Origin of the sequence: Prevotella sp. AM42-24, assembly GCF_003461825.1 — a bacterium.
Taxonomy (GTDB): domain Bacteria; phylum Bacteroidota; class Bacteroidia; order Bacteroidales; family Bacteroidaceae; genus Prevotella; species Prevotella hominis.
The window spans coordinates 1-20,446 of the sequence record NZ_QTXV01000006.1; the positions used below are offsets into that span (position 1 = coordinate 1).

The following is a 20,446-nucleotide window of genomic DNA, read 5'->3' on the forward strand; positions in this document are numbered from 1 at the left end:
AGTTGATTTATACTGTGTCAACTTTTTCTAGGACAAGACACAATTAAGAACTCTATAAAAGGCTACGTATTTCCTCCTTCCCAATAGTATTATTAGTAAAACAAAAGGACAGATGACCTATGCTACTGTAAGCTTCCTTGAACCAGAAACTCAGGCAGAGCAGCAGCGTACTACCGCCATCGTGAAGACCAGCGATAAGGGCGGTTATTACATCGATGTATTCCGCAGCCGAAAGAAGGTGATGGATGCGGCAAGCTAATTTTTAAGCAATCCCTATAGCAATGGTTTATCATCGCTATAGGGATTGTTCTTGTTGTATAGCCAAGCCATTATAAAGGCGATTTCATCTCGTGAGCAAGGGAATACTTGTGGTAGAATTGCTGGTTGAATCATTATTTTTACTCCAACTAAACCTTCATAACATCACTTGGCAGGAATACTCGCATATCCTTAGCACAATGAGTTGGAGGCTCCTTTAAGAATAGCACAAGATGAATTTCCTGCCCTTTCTTAATAAAAGGCAAGTACTTAGCTTTCTGCTCCAAAACATTCATGAGCCTGTCGGCATCTTCATCGTGCGTCCATTTACATTCTCCTACCAAGATATGCTTCTTATCAATAGACTCTGCCACAACATCCAACTCAACCATCTTTCCATCCTTATTTTCTGGCGGAAATATCTTACCCCACCAACGAGATGCGACATTGTAGGCTATGCCATCTATAATATTTCCACTAACATATTCACGACAAAGTAATTCCCAGCATTGACCTATAAATTGTGGAAGTTGAGATAGAACCACTTGCATCACCATATCCATTCTTCCTAATTCCAAAATAGAACGATAAGGCACAATAAACTGATAGTGAAAACGTAAAAGAGAATCATTGATATGATAAATTCCCTTCTTACTTTTCTTAGGACTCTCACCAAAAGGAACCTCTCGACTAACATAGCCAAGTTCTCGCAACTTGCTTAAAGGTTCAGAAATCGTGCTGCTATCTTTACCTGCCCTATTTGCAATTTCAGACAATTTGTTGGCACCATTGCCTATAATAGTCAACAAAGTAGATGCCTGCACTGTATCTCTCATATCATCACGAAGTAGGCGTTGAGGTTCTTCTATCAAAGGTCCCTGCGGATCAAGCAATACCTTACGAATGGCCGTTTCCTTATCAGGATAATCCCTACGCAATTCCCAATAACGAGGCACTCCTCCCCAAATAGCATATTCCTCCACGGCTTGCACAGCATCACATTCCATAGCCATACTCATATATTGGGCAGGAATAGGCTGCATCTTCATAATTTCATTGGCAAGACCATAGAGGGGCGACTGTCGGTTGAGTACATACCCATGCATCAACTGCTGAGAAGAGCCACACAATACCAAATCAAACTTCAATATTTTCTCATTCAGAAGTTTCTGAATGATGGAGGGAAGTACATCACAACTTTTCACCAAATAAGGGAACTCATCCAAGCAGACCAACATACGCTCAGAGAGCTGATTGTTGAAACTTCTAAACAAAGTTTCCCAATCTGGGTAAATCACTTTGTCAAAACCATCTATTACAGAAGCTGCAACTTTGGAAAAAGCTACACGTTGAACAGTCTCTGACGAAGTGTCGCTCAAAAAGTAAATCGCCTTATGCCGTGCTTTGACGATGCGTTTGATAAGCTCTGACTTACCGATTCTACGCCTACCATAAATGACGATAAACTGAGTATCTTCTCTATGAAGGGCTTCATTCATTCGCTCTAATTCTGCCCCTCTATCTATGAGTTTCTTAAATTCCATAAGCTTTGCGTTAGAAATATCTTGCACAAAGATAATCTTTTTCAAAGATATTTCCAAATGTCTGATAATTAAAGTGATATTTATTATTGAACTTTAACTAAAGTTACTTGCTTGGATAATCAGCTTCGTTTGCATAACGAATAAGAAACTTAAGAAATATGGGGAATGCGTCATAAGAAAAATTGCAGATTCTTGATGCAATATTTATGGAATTGTGCCGTTTTTCTTATATAATCATTCTCAAAATATGAATAGTATGAAAAAGTATATGATGGCAGTCGCCTTGATGGTGCTTTCTGTAATGACAGCCGTGGCGCAAGATGTAGAAAATCCTGTGGGGAAAATATCTGTTATCCCTCGCATTGGTGTGGTGCTCTCTAATTGGAGTAATAATAAAATCTATTTCACGACTGAAGAAAATGCTGACTATATGAAATCCAAATATCAAGCTGGATTTATGGGCGGTGTTGATTTCGAATATCGGGCTACTGAACAGGTGGGCATCAGCTTGGGAGTTTATTATGCCAAACAGGGCTTCCGATGGCCAAGTTATCAGACGGAAAGTAAGGACAATGGCAAGACGGTGCTGACGGGGTATAACAACCAGCACGTGGACCTGAACTATATTCAAGTGCCTCTGATGGTGAAGGCCTACGTCACACGCCAGTTGGCTTTGCTGCTGGGCGTACAGGCTGGCTTCCTCTTGGGTGATGCTAAATATAAGGGGGATTCTTCGGAAATTACGATTGATAATTCCGGTCATTCGGTGTATGAGGAGAAAGAATCCTTTGATGAGAAATGGCCAGCTAAGAAATGTGATGTTGCTATTCCGATTGGCGTGGCTTACGAGTATCAGAATGTGATATTGGATGCGAGATATCAGTTAGGATTGAGCAAGGTGGATAAGATGGCCAATATGCCAAGCCAGTCTAAGACGAATGCCTTTACGGTTTCTGTGGGCTATCGTTTTACGCTGTAAAGGTATGGCAATGTTTATGCTATATCCAGCCGTAGAATATACAATATGTTATAATTTGGCGGTTTTCATACCTATGAAAACCGCCAAATCGTTTATTTTTATTATTTGTGGCGGAATATAATAAGAAAATGTATGATAGGATATTAGCGACCAAGCCTCGCCTATAGTAGGAACTAAAATGACCGCAATAGGGAATTCCAATTGTAAATAATCCATATAGACTTGTTACTTTCAAGAAAAATGCTTATCTTTGCCATCGCATTAAGTAAAGCAAGAGATTATGGCAAGAAAATTATATCCTATAGGCATACAGACCTTTGAACGCATCCGCAAAGAAGACAAGTTCTATGTGGATAAGACGGAATATGTATATCGTATGACCCATACTGATGGAACATATTTCTTCCTCAGCCGTCCACGTCGTTTTGGTAAGTCGCTTCTCGTTTCTACCTTCGAAAGTTATTTTGAGGGTAAAAAGGAATTGTTTGAAGGACTTGCCATTGAGAAACTGGAGAAAGAATGGAAAGAATATCCTGTGCTACACTTTGACATGAGCCTTGGTAAGCACATGGATATAGAACAATTAAAAAGATACCTCCTCTTCATTATCGAAAATAACGAGAAGCGGTATGGGGTGGAATCCCATTTGCCAGACCCAAATGTGCGCTTTGCGAACTTGATGCAGACTATCTTTGAGCAAACCGGAAAACAAGTGGTCGTTCTTATTGATGAGTATGATGCCCCTTTGCTTGATGTGGCGCATGAAGATACCCAGTTAGATGCCTTGCGTGATATCATGCGTAATTTCTACAGTCCATTGAAAGGTTGCGAGAAAATGCTACGTTTTGTCTTCCTCACAGGTATCACTAAGTTCTCACAACTCAGCATCTTCAGTGAATTGAACAATATTACCAATGTCAGTATGCAAGAACAGTATGCTGGAATCTGTGGTATTACAAAGGATGAGTTGTTGACTCTGATGAGTGATGACATTAATCGCCTTGCAGAAAAGAATAGGATTTCCTATGAGAAAACTGTAGATAGATTGAAATCGAACTATGATGGTTATCACTTTACGTGGCCTTCACCAGATGTCTTCAATCCATTCAGCCTGTTGAATTGTTTTGCCGAAGGAAAATTCAATGCCTACTGGTTCGGTTCAGGAACACCAACTTATCTGCTCAACATGATGCGTAAGTATGCTTTTACTCCTATCAACTTAGGAGAAAAGATGGAAGCTGGAAAGGATGACTTTGATGCAGCTACAGAAACCATGACCACCATTATGCCATTGCTTTACCAGAGCGGTTATATTACCATCAAAGACTATGACGAGGATACGGAACTTTACACCTTGGCACTCCCTAACAAGGAAATTCACATAGGTTTGTTCAGAAGTCTCCTTCCTCATTATCTGAATAGAATGTCAGTAATGGGAAATACGACTATTGCCAAGATGTCTAAACTCATCAATCAAGGCAAAATGGATGAAGCCTTGCTGCTGCTCAAGACTTTCTTGGAAACCGTTCCTTATTGCGACAACACTAATTACGAGGGGCATTATCAGCAAATGATGTACATCATCTTCGCCTTGCTCACCAACTTCTGTATTCTCGTAGAGCAACATACTGCTAAAGGCAGAACCGATCTCACGATGGAAACTCATGATACCATCTATGTGATAGAACTGAAGTTCAATAAGACTGCAGAAGAGGCTTTGCAACAAATCAAAGACAAGCATTATGCCGATGCCTTTGCCTTGAAAGGTAAGCCTGTGATAAAGATTGGTATCAACTATACCATTACCGAGGAGGTTAGCACTTTGGACTGGGTGATTGAATAGGATATATGCCCGTTTCTGTCGTCTTGCAGGGAAAATCAATCATTTATTGCATCCAAAAGAATTTGTTAATAAGTATTCTTCTTATTTGATTCGTATTAATAATAAACAATAACGATGAAAATAGGAAGAATACTTTTTTTGATGTCTGCTCTTGCCTTCTCGCAAGCGGGAATGGCAAATCATCAGGCTTCGGATAAGAACTCTGCGGCAGACAAGATGTGGGTGCTTGATGTGGATAAGCAATTAGAATATTGCCACAAGCAAGTGGGTAGAGCCCTGGATGAATTGCGCCAGAAGGATGGCAGTTATGACTTCTCGATGGAACCGCGCAATATCCTGAAGGGCGACAGACAGAAGGGATGGAACTGCCGCAAGGCAACTTCTGAGGAGTGGTGCGACGGATTCTGGCCGGGCATTCTCTGGATGGATTATCAGAACACTGGGGATGAGGCTGTACGCAAGGCTGCTGAGGGCTATACGGAATCTTTGAAGGGTATTGCTTACCGTCCTTGCTACGACCATGACATCGGCTTTCTGATATTCTGCTCCTACGGCAAGGGATATGAGGTAAATCATTCTCAGGAATATAAAGATGTGATTCTCGCTTCTGCTGATTCACTCGCTACGCTTTTCAATCCTGTCGTAGGTACGATATTGAGCTGGCCGAGAGAGGTGAAACCCCGCAACTGGCCTCACAATACCATCATGGACAATATGATGAATCTCGACATGATGTTCTGGGCTGCCAAGAACGGAGGCAACAAACTGCTCTACGATTTGGCGGTGACTCATGCCAAGACCACGATGAAGAATCACTTCCGCCCGGATGGTAGCTGCTATCATGTGGCAGTATATGATACCATCAATGGCGATCTCATCAAAGGTGTGACCCATCAGGGCTATGCTGACTATTCGATGTGGGCAAGAGGACAGAGCTGGGCCATCTACGGCTATACGATGGTTTATCGCTATACGCACAACAGGGTATTCCTGGACTTCGCTCAGAAAGTGACCGATATCTATATCAAGCGATTGAAGGAAACGAGCGACGATCTCGTTCCTCTCTGGGATATGGATGGTCCACGTGGGGTGAAAGGTGGCGCTCCTAAGGACGCCAGTGCTGCTTGTGTTGTGGCAGATGCCTTGTTGGAACTCCAGCAGTATGTGGGAGGTGAGAAAGGTGAGGAATATAAGCTGTTTGCCTTGCAGTCTTTGGCTCAGTTGAGTACAGACCGATACCAGAGTGGCAAGAAGAATGTAGCTTTCCTCATGCACAGTACAGGTCATCATCCTGCAGGAAGTGAGATTGATGCCAGTATCATCTATGCCGACTACTATTATCTGGAGGCATTGATGAGGGCAAAGGCATTGAAATGATTGAGACTTGTAGCTAAGGTTTAGGTTTATATATTAAAATTATTTAGTTTGGTTTTGTAGATTGTCAAAGGATGACAACCAGAACAGTCAATAGGTTTTGTCAAATCTGTTGACTGTTTTTTCTTGTTGCTAAAGCATAGATAAATCCCGAGAGAAAATTTTTTCCCTGGGCAGAGAAAAATTTTTTCTTGCCGAGGGAAAAATGAAAGTGGGGTATGGGAGGCTTTCTGCAAGACTTTCTTTCCCATGCCCATTTGTGCGGTAAATATAAATTTATTTTGTAACTCTAAACCAGTCTGCATCTATCCAGCCTCGATTACCCAGGGTGTTCTTGCGCTCACTCACGAATCCCATCTTGGCTCCTATCCACTTGCCTGCTCGCATCATGAAGAGATCGCCTGCATCCTTGTAGCGCTTGCCGTCTAAACTGTAGGCAAACTGGCATCTCCCTGCCTTGACTTTCATCTGGAGATAGATGTCGAGATAGATGGCTGGGGAGTATGGAATGGTGTCCATCTCTGTTGGCTTCAAGGTGGCGAGGGTCTTCTCTGTCTCTATACCACCTGTATCTGCGCCCTTGCAGTAGAGCTGTTGCAATAGGAACTTATCACCCATTCTTCGTACCACCAATGCCTGATAGTTCATGCCCATCATGATAATGCCGCCATACTGATCGTCTTCTTTTGATGCAAAACGGATTTTTGCTGTGGCTGTAAAGTTCTCGGCTGGGGTCTTCTGCAACAGGAGATTGCCTGCTTCCCAAAGGCTCTTGAATGGCTGTGGCTTGCCCGCTTTGTCAGTAGCCGTAAGATCAGCCGTATAGAGGCGCATGCAACCATTGTTGGTTGGCATTCCCCAAAGTTGGTTGTAGTTGGCGTGCCATTGCCACTGCAATCCTAATTCTGTACTGTTGAATTCGTCTGATTCCTGTGGATTCACTTTCGTATGAGAGGTTGACTTTGGCATGCGATAAGTAAGATAAGGTTCGCCGCATCCATCGCCGTCCTTGTCTTGTCCCATGACAGGCCATCCTGTCTTCCAATTCACGGGTTGCAGGAAGATGACACGACCGTAGGCATACTTGTCATTGAAATGCAAGAACCAGTCTTCTCCCTGCGATGTATGAACCCATGCGCCTTGGTGCGGACCGTTAATCTTCGTCTTGCCTTGCGCCATCACCATCTTCGCCTCGTATGGACCATATACGTTCTTGCTTCTCATGGCGAGTTGCCAGCCCATTTGTACGCCTCCTGCAGGGCACATAATCCAGTAGTAGCCGTCACGCTTATAGAATTTCGGACCTTCAGTAGTATGGTTTTTCTGTCCTCCATCAAATACGATGCGTGGTTTTCCTATCACTTTCGTGCCATCTGCTGAAAGTTCTCTAATGGTGAGTACAGAGTTGAATCCAGAACGGCTTCCTGCCCATCCGTTCACGAGATAGCATCTGCCGTCCTCATCCCAGAGCGGACAAGGGTCAATCATGCCTATTCCTGCTATAACGCAGACGGGTTTCTCCCAAGTACCGCATGGGTCCTTGGTCTTTACCATGAAGATGCCGTGGTCGGGGTCACCCCAATAGATATAGAACTCTCCATTGTGGTAGCGGATGGCTGGAGCCCAAACACCCTTGCCATGCTGAGGCTTGTCGAAGAGTTCCTTGGGTTCCTGTTCCTGCAGGGCATAGCCGATGATTTCCCAGTTCACCAGATCCTTGCTATGAAGGATAGGCAGATCGGGAATGCAGTTGAACGAACTTGCCGTGAGATAATAATCATCGCCTACAGCCACCACATCCGGGTCGCTATAGTCGGCATAAATCACGGGATTAGTATAAGTGCCGTTGCCATTGTCGGGATTCCAAACCTGTGAATGATACTGGGCTTGGAGTGACAAGGGTACAGCAAGTAAGAAGCCCGAAAAGAGCCATGATGTCAGTTTCTTATTCATATCCTTTTCTCCTATTAATAATAGTACGGATAATGGCGGGCTCTTACTTATGAAAGAAACGTGATTTATTTTATGAAATTGCACTGAGTTCAGTGCACTTTTTATAAAGAATTGCACTAAACTCAGTGCAATTTTGCTTCTTTTGATGCCTGCTCTTGCTTTCTCACAAGTGGGAATATGTTGTACGACTATAGCGCTCATGCCGTATCCCTGATTAAATAAGTCTAAGAAACCTCATTCATCATCTCTACAACTAAGTATTCAACCAACCTTTAGTTCATAAAGGAGTGGATGACTCGAAAATGGTAGCTAAGGATATGTTGTGCAACCTGTGAGAAACGAATAAAAATAAGTTGGGCTGCCAGAATATTCTGGCAGCCCTATTACGTTAGTATGTTATGAAAAATTTGAGAGAAATGAAACTTCACAGTTTCGAATTGTTTTACTAAACATGATTCTTTTTATATAGAGAAAGCATAGAAATTACTACTTTAATATGGTGGGAGAGGCTTGATCAACAGTCATTTTGTCGATGCTGGTGTGCTGCATGGAATCTACTTTTGCAGAATCTCCACTCAATGCAACAGAAGCGCCTCTTGTCGCCTTGATAACTCCCACGTTTTCAACATTCTGAGAATCTTCCTGGAATGGAACCTGAGCAGCATTGCCCAAAGTGAGGAAGATGGCTACGACAGCGGCAGCCTTGAATAATGGCTTCAGGCGCTCTGTCAGCGATACAACCTTTGCCTTGTTAGGCTCCTTGGTGTATTCGTCTTCGATCATAGCCATCATCTTCTGGTCGAACTCCTCTCCCAAAGCCTCGTTCTTGGTCTCGCTCAACTCATAGGCAAAGAGAGACTTATACGGCTCCAGCTCGGCAGGAAGTTCATCCTGGCTGAAGAATGTGCGGAGGATGTTCTCTTCTTCCAAAGAGGTCTCGCACTTCCAGTAGCGTTCCAAAAGTTGGTTGATGTACTTATAATCCATATCTGTCGAATTGTTGAAATCTTTGTTTTACTGTCTGACGAGCTCTGAAGATATTTACTTTTACTTGTTCCTCGGTTATTTCCAGGATTTCAGCTATTTCCCTGTATGCTTTTCCTTCGATATCTCTCAGTTGCAGGCAGGAGCGCTGTTTCTCTGGCAGCTCGTCTATCATTTTCCTCACGATGTCCAGCTTGTCTTTCTGAATCATTCGCTCGGATGGGGTAGAAGCGGTGTCTGGCTGCTCTATCTTCTCGTTTTCTATCGAATCATTCTGATTTTCTTTCTTCTTGATGCGATCGAGCGAGAGATTGCGGGCGATGGTTAGGCTGAATGCCTCGATGGATTCCAAATCCTGCCATCTTTCGCGGGCGTTCCAGACTTTAATCATTGTATCCTGCACGACATCTTCTGCTTCCTCTCTGTTGAGAGTAATGCGCAGAGCCAGTCTGAAGAGTTTATTCTTCAGTGGCAAAACATCGTTTCGGAAACTGATTTCTTTCATCCCTCTATTATCAATGACGACTATGTTATAAGAAAGTTACAACCAATCTTAAATTATTTCTATTTTTAACTCTTGTTAAGAAATGAAGGGCAAATGAATTCTTCACTCTTCGTTCTTCACTCTTTACTTAATCACCGTTCCGTGCTTTCCGTCAATGGCAGTAGCGAGGGTGATAATCACTTCCTTTACTCCTGCATCGATGGCTGCGAGTGCATTCTCCAATTTTGGAATCATGCCACCTGCTACGGTTCCGTCTGCTTTGTATCTCTCAAAATCGGCATGGGTAATCACAGGAATCACGCTATCGTCATCGTCTGGATTGCTGAGCACGCCTTTCTTTTCAAAACTGTATATCAATGTAACATCGTAGTAAGGTGCCAGTGCCTTGGCGGTCTCGCTGGCGATGGTGTCGGCATTGGTATTGAGGATATTGCCCTTGCCGTCATGGGTCAGCGGAGCCATTACTGGGGTGATGCCTTCTTCCAGCAATGTCTGGAGCATCTTGCCGTTGGCACGTTCCACATCGCCTACAAAGCCGAAGTCGATACCGTCCTTCAATGGGCGCTTATGACTGTGGATGACATCCATATCGGCTCCTGTCAGACCTAATGCATTCACACCGTTTGCCTGGAGTTTTGCCACCAGGTTTTTGTTGACCAGTCCACCATAAACCATGGTCACCACTTCCAGCATGTCTGCATCGGTGATACGGCGACCGTTCACCATCTTGCTCTCGATGCCAAGGGCTGCAGCTACCTTAGTGGCACGGCGACCACCGCCATGCACCAATACCTTCTTGCCAGGAATGGCTGCGAAATCCTTCAGGAGCTGTGCCAACTGCTCGCTGTCTTCTACAATGGCACCGCCTACCTTTACTACTGTTACTTTTTCCATTGTTATAATGTTTAATGTGTAGTGTTTAATGTTTAATAGAAAAGCAATTGAATTCTTCACTCTTCACACTTCGTTCTTCACTCTTCACTTACTGAAGATAAGTGTATCCGAAGAGACCATTGCGATAGGTGCCCAAGAATTCCTTGCCTTCATCGAGCGAAATCTTGCCTTCCTTCACACTCTTGGTCACCCACTGCTCCAACTGACGGACGAGTTTCTTAGGATTGTACTGTACGTAGTCCAAAACCTCCTCTACGGTCTCGCCGTCGAATATCTGGTCGATGCAGTACTTGCCGTCCTTCACAGAGATGTGGGCTGCATTGGTGTCGCCGAAGAGATTGTGCATGTCACCCAAGATTTCCTGATAAGCTCCTACGAGGAACACACCGAGATAGTATGGCTCATTCTTCTTCAATGGATGGAGAGGGAGAACATTGCCGATATGTCCGTCGGTCACGAAATTCGCTATCTTTCCGTCGCTGTCGCAGGTGATGTCCTGCAAGGTGGCATTACGGGTTGGACGCTCGTCCAGGCGCTGGATTGGCATGATAGGGAAGAGCTGGTCGATTGCCCAACTGTCTGGCAGGCTCTGGAACAGGGAGAAGTTGCAGAAATACTTGTCTGCAAGAATCTTGTCCAATCCTCTGAGCTCCTCAGGCACATGCTTCATGTGCTTGGCAAGGTTGTTGATCTCGTGGCACACGCTCCAGTACATCGCCTCAATCTCTGCACGGGTCTTCAGATCTACGATGCCGTGAGAGAAGAGCTGCAATGCCTCTTCACGTATCTGCTCTGCATCATGCCAGTCTTCCAGCATGTTGCGTGGATTCAGATTGTCCCATATCTCATACAGGTCCTTGACCAACTGGTGGTCGGTTTCCTTTGCCTCAAACTCCTCTGGCATTTCCGGCAGGGAAGCGGTCTCCAATACGTCGATGACCAATACGGAGTGGTGGGCTGAAAGCGAACGGCCACTCTCGGTGATGAGGTTAGGATGCTCGATATTATTCTTGTTGGCTGCATCCACGAAGGTATAGACGCAGTCGTTCACGTATTCCTGGATGGAGTAGTTCACGGAACTTTCGCTGCTGGAAGAGCGGGTGCCGTCGTAATCCACGCCAAGACCACCACCACAATCTACGAAATCTACATTGTAGCCCATCTTGTGGAGGTTGATATAGAACTGTGCAGCTTCGCGGAGGGCAGTCTGGATGCGGCGGATCTTGGTAATCTGGCTTCCGATGTGGAAGTGGATGAGGCGCAGGCAGTCGTGGAAGCCCATCTCCTCTATCTTGTTGAGGGCGGTAAGGAGTTCGGCACTTGTCAAACCGAACTTCGATGCATCGCCACCACTCTCAGCCCATTTGCCAGAGCCTGAAGAAGCGAGCTTGATGCGGATACCGATGTTGGGTTTTACATTGAGCTTGTTAGCCACCTTGGCGATGATGTCCAGCTCGTTGAGTTTCTCCACCACGATGAAGATGCGCTTGCCCATCTTCTGTGCCAGCAAGGCAAGTTCGATATAACTCTCGTCCTTGTAACCGTTGCAGATGATGAGCGAGTCGCTCTGAGCCTGCACGGCAATGACAGCATGAAGTTCTGGTTTGGAACCCGCCTCCAGTCCGAGGTTGAACTTCTTACCGTGAGAGATGATTTCCTCCACGACAGGCTGCATCTGGTTTACTTTGATAGGATAGATGACAAAGTTTTCTCCCTTGTATCCATACTCTTCCTTGGCTTTCTGAAAACAGCTGGCTGTCTTCTCAATGCGGTTGTCGAGGATGTCTGGGAAACGGAGCAATACAGGAGCGTTGATGTCCCGTAAAGCCAACTCGTCCATGATGTCGCGCAGGTCTATCTGCGTATTGTCCTTGCATGGAGTTACATAGACATCACCCTTTTCGTTGATGCCAAAGTAAGAAGTGCCCCAACCGCTGATGTTGTAGAGCTCCTTCGAGTCTTCAATAGTCCATTTCTTCATTTTCTGTTCTTGTTCTTGCTATTAGTCTGTATTATAAATGTTGTTTTGATATTGACGTGATAAAGGTAAGCTACCTTTTTCTGCGGGTGCTTACCTTTACTGCTCATTCTTTTTTAAATGCCCAACTGCTTGCGTAACTGCTGGACGGTATCATTGATTTTATCGAAATCATCCATCACGCTGATGTCGAATATATGCTTTGCTTTGCTGTAGAAAGGCTCGCGCTGCTTGAGCTGTTCTCTGATGAATACCTGAACCTCCTCTGGTGTCTTGTTGAGCAGCAGAGGGCGTACTCCTTTGCCCATCTTCAGATGTTCGTAAAGTGTTTCTGCGGATGCCTTCAGATAGACGGTTTCTCCGCATTGGTTCATATAGTCTATGTTGTCGAAGAAGCAAGGTGTGCCTCCACCGCAACTGACGATAACATTCTCAAACTCAGCCACTTCGTGCAGCATGTTGTGCTCTATCTGTCGGAATCCCTCTTCTCCCATTTCGTCGAAGATTTGCTTCACGGTCTTGCGCATCCTGCTTTCTATATACCAATCCAGGTCATAAAACATGACGCCGAGTTCCTTGGCAAGGGCTTTGCCGACAGTTGTTTTGCCGGCGCCCATATATCCTATGATGATGATTGATTTCATTTCTCTCTTGTTGTTCTATCTGCGTTTTTATTTCCTGCGACGTGCCGTTTTTGGCTCCGGTGCTTCCTTGATGATGGTCATGCACTCTTCATAGGTGAGTGCTTCTACATTCTCCATCTTGTTCTTTGGGAGTCGGTAGTTCTTACCATCGTAGGCGATGTAAGGACCATATTTTCCGTTCAGAAGTTCCAGCTTCTCATCTTCGGCGAAGCTCTTGAGGTGACGTTTCTGCTCAGTCTCTCTCTTCTCCTGAATGAGTTCGATGGCTCTGTCGAGAGTGATGGTCATCGGATCTTCTCCCTTAGGAATGGAAACATACTTGCGATTGTGCTGCACGTATGGACCGAAGCGACCTGTACCTACGCTCACCTTGGTGCCCTCAAACTCTCCGAGTTCGCGAGGAAGCTTGAAAAGTTCCAGTGCCTCTTCCAGCGTAATGGTTTCGATACTCAGGTTGGAAGGGAGCTGGGCAAAGAGTGGCTTGTCCTTGTCTTCGGCAGAACCGATCTGTGCCACAGGACCAAATCGGCCTATCTTGACGAATACCGGTTTGCCTGTCTTAGGATCTGTTCCCAATTCTCTTTCGCCAGCCTTGTGCTCGCTGCGGGCATTCATCACCTTGCTTACTTCCGGCTCGAAGTCCTTGTCGAATGTCTTCATCCACTTGTTCCATTCGGTCTTTCCTTCGGCAATGTCATCAAACTTCTGTTCCACATTGGCTGTGAAGTTGTAGTCCATGATGCCAGGGAAGTTTTCCATCAGGAAGTCGTTGACAACGATTCCGATATCTGTAGGCAGCAGTTTTCCCTTTTCGTTGCCTGCTATTTCCTTCTTCACTCTCTGTGTCACCTTGATTCCCTTCAGCGAATCGATGGTATAGGAACGCTCAACGCCCTTCTTGTCGCCCTTCTGCACGTATTCACGTTGCTGGATGGTGCTGATGGTTGGCGCATAGGTAGAAGGACGGCCGATTCCTAAGTCTTCGAGTTTTTTTACCAGACTGGCCTCGGTATATCTCAGAGGTGCTGCCGAGAATTTCTCTGTAGCGGTGATTTCGCGGCGCTGCAGTTCGTCTCCTACCTTCATGGCAGGGAGGATGTGTGTTGCATCTTCTGTACCATCTTCATCATCAGTTGACTCGCGGTAAACCTTGATGAATCCGTCGAAGGTGATGACTTCACCATTGGCAACGAATTTCTCCTCAGCATTGTCGATATGAATGTTGATCGTTGTTTTCTCTATCTGCGCATCAGCCATCTGAGAGGCGATGGTGCGTTTCCAGATCAGTTCATAGAGTCGTTTCTCCTGACTGGTTCCATCGATAGAAGTCTCATTCATATAGGTAGGGCGGATAGCCTCGTGCGCTTCCTGTGCTCCCTTGGAATGGGTGTGGTAGGCGCGTGGCTGGCTGTATTCGCTTCCATATACCTTGATGATTTCATCCTTGCTGGCATTGGTGCAGAGGGTGGAGAGGTTGACGCTATCGGTACGCATGTAGGTGATGCGTCCGCTTTCGTACAATTTCTGGGCAATCATCATGGTCTGGCTCACGGTGAATCCCAACTTTCTGGCAGCCTCCTGCTGTAGGGTAGAGGTTGTGAAAGGAGGGGCTGGTGTGCGCTTCAGAGGTTTCTTGTTGACAGCTTCTACTGTAAACTTGGCATCCTTGCATTTTTCTAGAAAAGCCTCTACTTCCTCATGTGTTTTGAAACGCTTGTCCAGTTCAGCCTTCACTTCCGTAGCATTTCCGTTTTCGTTGATCAATGCGAAGATGGCGGAAACGCGGTAGTAAGATTCGCTCTTGAACTTCTGGATTTCGCGCTCACGTTCTACGATGAGTCTGACGGCTACGCTCTGTACGCGACCAGCAGAGAGAGCAGGTTTCACCTTGCGCCAAAGTACTGGAGAAAGCTTGAAACCCACCAGTCGGTCGAGGACACGGCGAGCCTGTTGGGCATTCACTAAGTTCATGTCCAAGTGGCGTGGGTGCTGAATAGCATCCAAGATAGCCGGTTTTGTAATTTCGTGGAAGACGATACGGCTTGTCTTCTCTTCATCCAATCCGAGAACTTCGCAAAGGTGCCAGCTGATGGCTTCTCCCTCGCGGTCCTCATCGGAAGCCAACCAGATCTTCTTGGCTTTCTTCGCAGTTGCTTTCAATTCTGTAACGAGCTTTTTCTTTTCATCAGGAATCTCGTAGTCTGGTTCCATGGTTTGCTCGTTTATACTAAGTTCCTTCTTTTTCAGGTCACGAATGTGACCGTAAGAAGACATCACCTTATAGTCTTTACCTAAAAACTCTTCGATTTTCTTTGCCTTTGCAGGGCTCTCGACGATTACTAAATTTTCTTGCATAAGCTTCTACACAATTACTTTTGGTTGCAAAAGTAAATAAACTTTTTGCTTATACCTTATTATATAGTGTTTTTTTTTAGTTTTTTAAATGTTTTGCGAGAAAAAAGATGGTTTGACAGAGCGAAATTCACTACATTTGCAAAATACAGATGGAGTGATGTAAAACGGGGAGGACTGATGAGGCTCACCATGCGTTGCTGCAAAAAGCAGATGAAAGGAGCAGATTCACAGATTATACAAATCTTTTTGAAGCAAAAAAAATCTGTGTAATCTGTGAAATCTGTGGGACTTTTTATGCGTATAGGGATTTGGCTTATGACACACCCTCATGGAACGAAGATTTATCTGTGGCTTAACGAAGATCCCTTAGGAATCTGGTAAGTCCCTTTTTGATGGAATCAAAAGCAAACTTGTCTATATCTATTTCTGAGAATGGAATCCAGTAGTAGGCGGCTGCATCATCCATGGCTTCTATATGAGATAAGTCCTTGACCTTCACCTTGAAAAACATATCGAGCGTATGAACTAAGAAGCCGGAATAAAGATAGGTGTTGGGATAGCTGAACTGATAGCTGACTTCCGTAGCTTCCAGACCCGTCTCTTCTTTTACCTCGCGTGCCATAGCCTCCTCAGCCGTCTCGTCCATATCGACAAAACCGCCTGGCATGTCGAGCATGTCTTTGCCTGGGTCATTCTTACGGCGGACAACTAAGAGTTCATCCTTCTCATTGACGATGAGGGCAACTGTGGCGCTGCTGGCATTGAGGTAATAACTGAAACCGCAATCTTTGCATTTCTTGCTTTTGATGTTGTTGATCTCGAAATGCGGAGAACCGCATATCGGACAATACTGAAATTTGTCTAAAACGTGCATAATTTAATTAGAAATTAGAAATTTCTCATTTGTCATTTGTCATTTAAAGAAAAGAATTTCTTGTTCATTTTTTAGTGTATTAAGTTTATAATTTTAATGGTTTTATCTGTCCATGTTGATGAATGTTGATAGAGTAAGTTAGTTAGAAACCTTTTCTTATAGAAGACCCTTGAAGGTCTTACAGAAGACTCTTGATAGCTGCATCGATGTCCTTGATCTGTGCATCGCGAGCCTGCAAGGTATTGTTGCGGTCTATCAGGAAGAAGGTAGGGATGCTCTGCACATTATAGCTTGCCAGGCTTTGTCCCTGAACGCCATCTTCGTCGCGCACGCAAATCCAAGGGATTCCGGCAGTAGAAGTCTTCCAGAAATGCTCGTCTGGATCTACGGATACCTGATAAATCTCCAGACCTGCAGCATGATACTTGTTGTAAAGGTCGCGCAGCATCATGATACGTTTGGTGCTCTCTCTGTTGGCAAAGAGATGGAAGTCGAGCAACACTACCTTGCCCTTGAGGTCGGTAAGATTGCGTACCACACCCTTGTTGTCTGTCAGCGAGAGGTTGATGCATCCATTTACGCTCACCTTGCTGGCATCAATCTGTCGCTCTGCCATCTGGTTTTCCATGATGCGAACGTCCTTCATGCCCTGGATGGCGATATTGTGGAGGTTCTTGCCACGCTCAGCGTTAGGATAGTAAGTATCCCAACTGGTAGCCACGGCAGCAAACACCTTGATGTCATCCTTGTTGTTGCGTGGATTGAATAGCAGGGAGTTGGTGCCACCTATCTGAATGGTCTGGAAAAGAGCATAGTAGGAAGAAGCCTTCATTGGAGCCTTGAAGATATACTGGGTCTTGATGTCCTGCTTGTAGCTGTTGATCACCTGAGCTATTGCCACGTTCATGGAGTCAACTCCCATGTTTGGATTTTTGGTGATACTGTTGATGGTAGCCTGCAGGTTCATCTGCTTGAGCGACAGTTCCTTGATGGTAGAACAGTTCTCCGAACCTTCCACTTCGTATTTGTAAGCCATCGTAGGGTATGCAGCCTTTACGAGGATGGTTTCCGTAGAGTCAATAGAGAGGTTGATGGTCTGGTTGGCAATACGCAGGCGATAGAACTCAGGAGAAACAGAGTCCATGGCATTTTCTTCGAAAGCGAAGGAACCGTCTTCGCCCAACTTCACCGAGTCTATTTTCTCAGGACCGTTCAGACCGATATTCTCCAGGTAGAGCATGGAGTCCTTGGCTTCAGTAATGTTGCCGTTGATATGAAATTTCTTGTTATGACAAGAAGTGAAAGCCAGTGCAGCAACCATGATCACTGCCACTGAAAAGATTCTGGTTATTTTCATGAATTTCTGTATTTTGCAAAATTATCGACTGCAAAGGTAGCAATAAAATTGTGAATAAGCTCTCTTAGATAGATAAAATATTTAAAAAAGCAGAAAATAGTTGCACATTTATTCGTTTATTAATAATTAAAAAGGTATCTTTGCAGCGTTTTAGATATTAGATGTTAGACAAAACAATAAGTTTTTAAATTTTAGATGAACGTAATTACAAAAAGTGTTCAGTTGCCTGATGGAAGAACCATCACAATTGAGACCGGAAAAGTTGCAAAACAGGCTGATGGTGCTGCGGTTCTCCGCATGGGTAACACAGTGCTCCTCGCAACTGTTTGTGCAGCAAAGGATGCAGTTCCGGGTACAGATTTCATGCCTTTGCAAGTAGATTACCGTGAGCAGTACAGTGCTGCAGGTCGTTTCCCTGGTGGTTTCACCAAGCGCGAAGGCAAAGCCAGCGACGAGGAGATCCTTACCTCTCGCCTTGTGGACCGTGCTTTGCGTCCACTTTTCCCTTCTAACTACCATGCAGAAGTTTATGTACAGGTAATGTTGCTCTCTGCCGATGGTGTTGACCAGCCAGATGCCCTTGCAGGTTTCGCTGCTTCAGCTGCCATGGCTTGTTCAGATATTCCTTTCGAGCACTACATCTCTGAGGTTCGTGTAGCTCGTATCAATGGTGAGTATGTTGTTAACCCTACATTCCAGCAGATGGAAGAGGCTGACATGGATATCATGGTTGGTGCTACCAAGGAGAACATCATGATGGTGGAAGGTGAGATGAAGGAAGTTGCTGAGCAGGATCTGATCGGTGCCCTCAAGGCTGCTGCCGAGGCTATCAAGCCTATGTGCGAGCTCCAGTATGAGTTGGCTAAGGAGAAGGGTACTGACGTGAAGCGTGAGTACGACCACGAGATCAACGATGAGGAACTCCGTGAGCAGATCAAGTCTGAGCTTTACAAGCCAGCTTACGATATCAACCACCAGGCTTTGGAGAAACATGCTCGTCAGGATGCTTTCGACAAGGTTTTGGCTGACTTCCTTGAGAAGTATGACGCTGCTCATACCGATCTCTCTGAGGAAGACTTGGAGGAGAAGCACGCTGAGGCTACCCGCTACTATGATGACGTAATGCGCGATGCTATGCGTCGTTGCATCCTCGATGAGGGCTTGCGTCTTGATGGTCGTGCTACTACAGATATCCGCCCTATCTGGTGCGAGGTGTCTCCACTCCCAATGCCTCACGGAAGCGCTATCTTCCAGCGTGGTGAGACTATGTCTCTCTCTACATGTACTCTTGGTACAAAGATGGATGAGAAGCTGATCGACGGTGTGCTCGAGAAGAGCTACCAGCGCTTCCTCCTTCACTATAACTTCCCTCCATTCTCTACAGGTGAGGCTAAGGCTCAGCGCGGCGTAGGCCGTCGTGAGATTGGTCACGGTCACTTGGCATGGCGTGGTTTGAAGGGTCAGATTCCTACAGACTTCCCTTACACCGTACGTTTGGTAAGCCAGATCCTGGAGTCTAACGGTTCTTCTTCTATGGCTACTGTTTGTGCAGGTACACTCGCCCTGATGGATGCAGGTGTTCCTATGAAGAAGCCAGTTTCTGGTATCGCTATGGGTCTTATCAAGAACCCTGGTGAGGACAAGTACGCTATCCTCAGTGATATCCTCGGTGATGAGGACCACTTGGGTGATATGGACTTCAAGACCACAGGTACCCGCGATGGTTTGACCGCTACACAGATGGATATCAAGTGTGACGGTTTGAGCTTCGAGATCCTTGAGGAGGCTTTGATGCAGGCTAAGGCTGGTCGTGAGCACATCCTCAACTGCATGATGGAGACTATCTCTGAGCCACGTGCTGAGATGAAGCCACAGGTTCCACGTATCGTAGCATTCGATATTCCTAAGGAGTTCATCGGTGCTGTTATCGGCCCTGGTGGTAAGATTATCCAGCAGATGCAGGAGGATACGGGTGCTACTATCACTATCGAGGAGACTGATGGTAAGGGTCACGTACAGGTATCTGCTCCTAACAAGGATTCTATCGATGCTGCTTTGGGTAAGATCAAGGCTATCGTAGCTGTTCCTGAGGTTGGTGAGGTTTACGAGGGTACTGTTCGTTCTATCATGCCTTACGGTTGTTTCGTAGAGATTCTCCCTGGTAAGGATGGTTTGCTCCACATCTCTGAGATTGATTGGAAGCGTCTTGAGACAGTTGAAGAGGCTGGCATCAAGGAAGGCGACAAGATCAAGGTGAAGTTGATGGAGATTGATCCTAAGACTGGCAAGTACAAGCTCTCTCACCGTGTGTTGATGGAGAAGCCAGAGGGTTATGTTGAGCGTGAGCGTCGTCCACGTCCTGAGCGTGGTGAGCGTCGCCCTCGTCGTGATGACCGTCATGAGGGTCGTGGTGAGCGTCCAGCTCGTCAGCCACGCCGTTACGAGCATCGTAACGATGAGCAGGCTCCTAAGGATTTCAACGATTCTTTGGACCACAACAATGATTAATCATCTTCAGAAAATGATGGGTTAATCATCATCCGATTCGAATATATCATTTCGAATATATATATAATAAGGTGTATCTCAGCAAATGGGATACACCTTTTATTTTTAAAACTACAAGGAATTTCCTTAAAAGTTTTAATGAAAGTCATCGGGAAGTATTGGGCAGATGATCAGGAATTTGTCCCCTTTTCGTCGAAAATATAGTTGCATTCATAGGAATGCAACACCTTTTTTCGTTTTTTTTCTCTAAATTTGTCAACCAAACCTATTGATTGAATTTGTTAATGATTCCAGACAGCGTTTTTAAATTACAGTAAAAGAGTGTTTGATTCCAGTCTGAATTTGAATTCCAGTAAGAGTGAATGGTCATGTTCTTTGATATAGGCAAGAGTGAAT

The 20,446-nt window shown here is 45.2% G+C and carries 15 protein-coding genes; 5 read left to right on the forward strand and 10 right to left on the reverse strand.

Going from position 1 to position 20,446, the window contains the following annotated elements; genetic code table 11:
- Positions 1-112 precede the first annotated feature (112 nt).
- Positions 113-259 carry a hypothetical protein gene (locus tag DW917_RS17155; protein WP_158570064.1) on the forward strand — a complete coding sequence of 49 codons (147 nt, stop codon included), beginning with the start codon at positions 113-115 and terminating at the stop codon, positions 257-259.
- Positions 260-407: 148 nt separating this feature from the next.
- Here the strand turns inward: DW917_RS17155 and DW917_RS03355 are convergent, their stop codons facing one another.
- Positions 408-1,802, reverse strand: coding sequence for an ATP-binding protein (locus DW917_RS03355; protein WP_118116601.1), 1,395 nt, complete (start codon positions 1,800-1,802; stop codon positions 408-410).
- Between the two features lie 247 nt (positions 1,803-2,049).
- Between DW917_RS03355 and DW917_RS03360 the strand changes: the two genes are divergently transcribed.
- The 3 genes from DW917_RS03360 (at position 2,050) to DW917_RS03370 (ending at position 6,001) form a co-directional block, all read left to right on the forward strand.
- Complete coding sequence (locus DW917_RS03360) at positions 2,050-2,781, forward strand: porin family protein (RefSeq protein ID WP_118116490.1); 732 nt, start codon at positions 2,050-2,052, stop codon at positions 2,779-2,781.
- A 280-nt stretch (positions 2,782-3,061) separates the two neighbouring features.
- Complete coding sequence (locus DW917_RS03365; RefSeq protein WP_118116492.1) at positions 3,062-4,624, forward strand: ATP-binding protein; 1,563 nt, start codon at positions 3,062-3,064, stop codon at positions 4,622-4,624.
- Between the two features lie 171 nt (positions 4,625-4,795).
- Entirely contained in the window at positions 4,796-6,001 is a 1,206-nt protein-coding gene (locus DW917_RS03370; protein ID WP_118116603.1) for a glycoside hydrolase family 88 protein, read from the forward strand.
- A 273-nt stretch (positions 6,002-6,274) separates the two neighbouring features.
- Here the strand turns inward: DW917_RS03370 and DW917_RS03375 are convergent, their stop codons facing one another.
- The 9 genes from DW917_RS03375 to DW917_RS03415 all read right to left on the reverse strand — a co-directional run bounded on the left by DW917_RS03375 (position 6,275) and on the right by DW917_RS03415 (position 17,542).
- Complete coding sequence (locus DW917_RS03375; protein WP_118116494.1) at positions 6,275-7,951, reverse strand: glycoside hydrolase 43 family protein; 1,677 nt, start codon at positions 7,949-7,951, stop codon at positions 6,275-6,277.
- A gap of 486 nt (positions 7,952-8,437) precedes the next feature.
- On the reverse strand, positions 8,438-8,938 hold the full coding sequence (locus tag DW917_RS03380) for a hypothetical protein (protein ID WP_022109803.1): 501 nt from the start codon (positions 8,936-8,938) through the stop codon (positions 8,438-8,440).
- Positions 8,928-9,440: an RNA polymerase sigma factor gene (locus tag DW917_RS03385; protein ID WP_022109804.1), complete on the reverse strand. Its 513-nt coding sequence runs from the start codon at positions 9,438-9,440 to the stop codon at positions 8,928-8,930. Before DW917_RS03385 ends, DW917_RS03380 begins: the two co-directional genes overlap by 11 nt.
- Before the next feature lie 123 nt (positions 9,441-9,563).
- Positions 9,564-10,334 (reverse strand): acetylglutamate kinase, encoded by a 771-nt coding sequence (argB, locus tag DW917_RS03390; RefSeq protein ID WP_118116496.1) that lies wholly within the window; start codon positions 10,332-10,334, stop codon positions 9,564-9,566.
- Positions 10,335-10,422: 88 nt separating this feature from the next.
- Entirely contained in the window at positions 10,423-12,315 is a 1,893-nt protein-coding gene (gene speA, locus DW917_RS03395) for a biosynthetic arginine decarboxylase (RefSeq protein WP_118116498.1), read from the reverse strand.
- Positions 12,316-12,428: 113 nt separating this feature from the next.
- Positions 12,429-12,956: a shikimate kinase gene (locus DW917_RS03400; protein WP_022109807.1), complete on the reverse strand. Its 528-nt coding sequence runs from the start codon at positions 12,954-12,956 to the stop codon at positions 12,429-12,431.
- A gap of 27 nt (positions 12,957-12,983) precedes the next feature.
- Positions 12,984-15,311 carry a type I DNA topoisomerase gene (gene topA / locus DW917_RS03405; RefSeq protein ID WP_118116500.1) on the reverse strand — a complete coding sequence of 776 codons (2,328 nt, stop codon included), beginning with the start codon at positions 15,309-15,311 and terminating at the stop codon, positions 12,984-12,986.
- Positions 15,312-15,663: 352 nt separating this feature from the next.
- Complete coding sequence (locus tag DW917_RS03410; protein WP_199545483.1) at positions 15,664-16,185, reverse strand: NUDIX domain-containing protein; 522 nt, start codon at positions 16,183-16,185, stop codon at positions 15,664-15,666.
- Between the two features lie 178 nt (positions 16,186-16,363).
- On the reverse strand, positions 16,364-17,542 hold the full coding sequence (locus DW917_RS03415) for a TlpA disulfide reductase family protein (RefSeq protein WP_118116504.1): 1,179 nt from the start codon (positions 17,540-17,542) through the stop codon (positions 16,364-16,366).
- 195 nt (positions 17,543-17,737) lie between these two features.
- Here DW917_RS03415 and pnp point away from each other — a divergent pair, with 195 nt between their 5' ends.
- On the forward strand, positions 17,738-20,050 hold the full coding sequence (gene pnp / locus DW917_RS03420; RefSeq protein WP_118116507.1) for a polyribonucleotide nucleotidyltransferase: 2,313 nt from the start codon (positions 17,738-17,740) through the stop codon (positions 20,048-20,050).
- Positions 20,051-20,446: the final 396 nt, after the last annotated feature.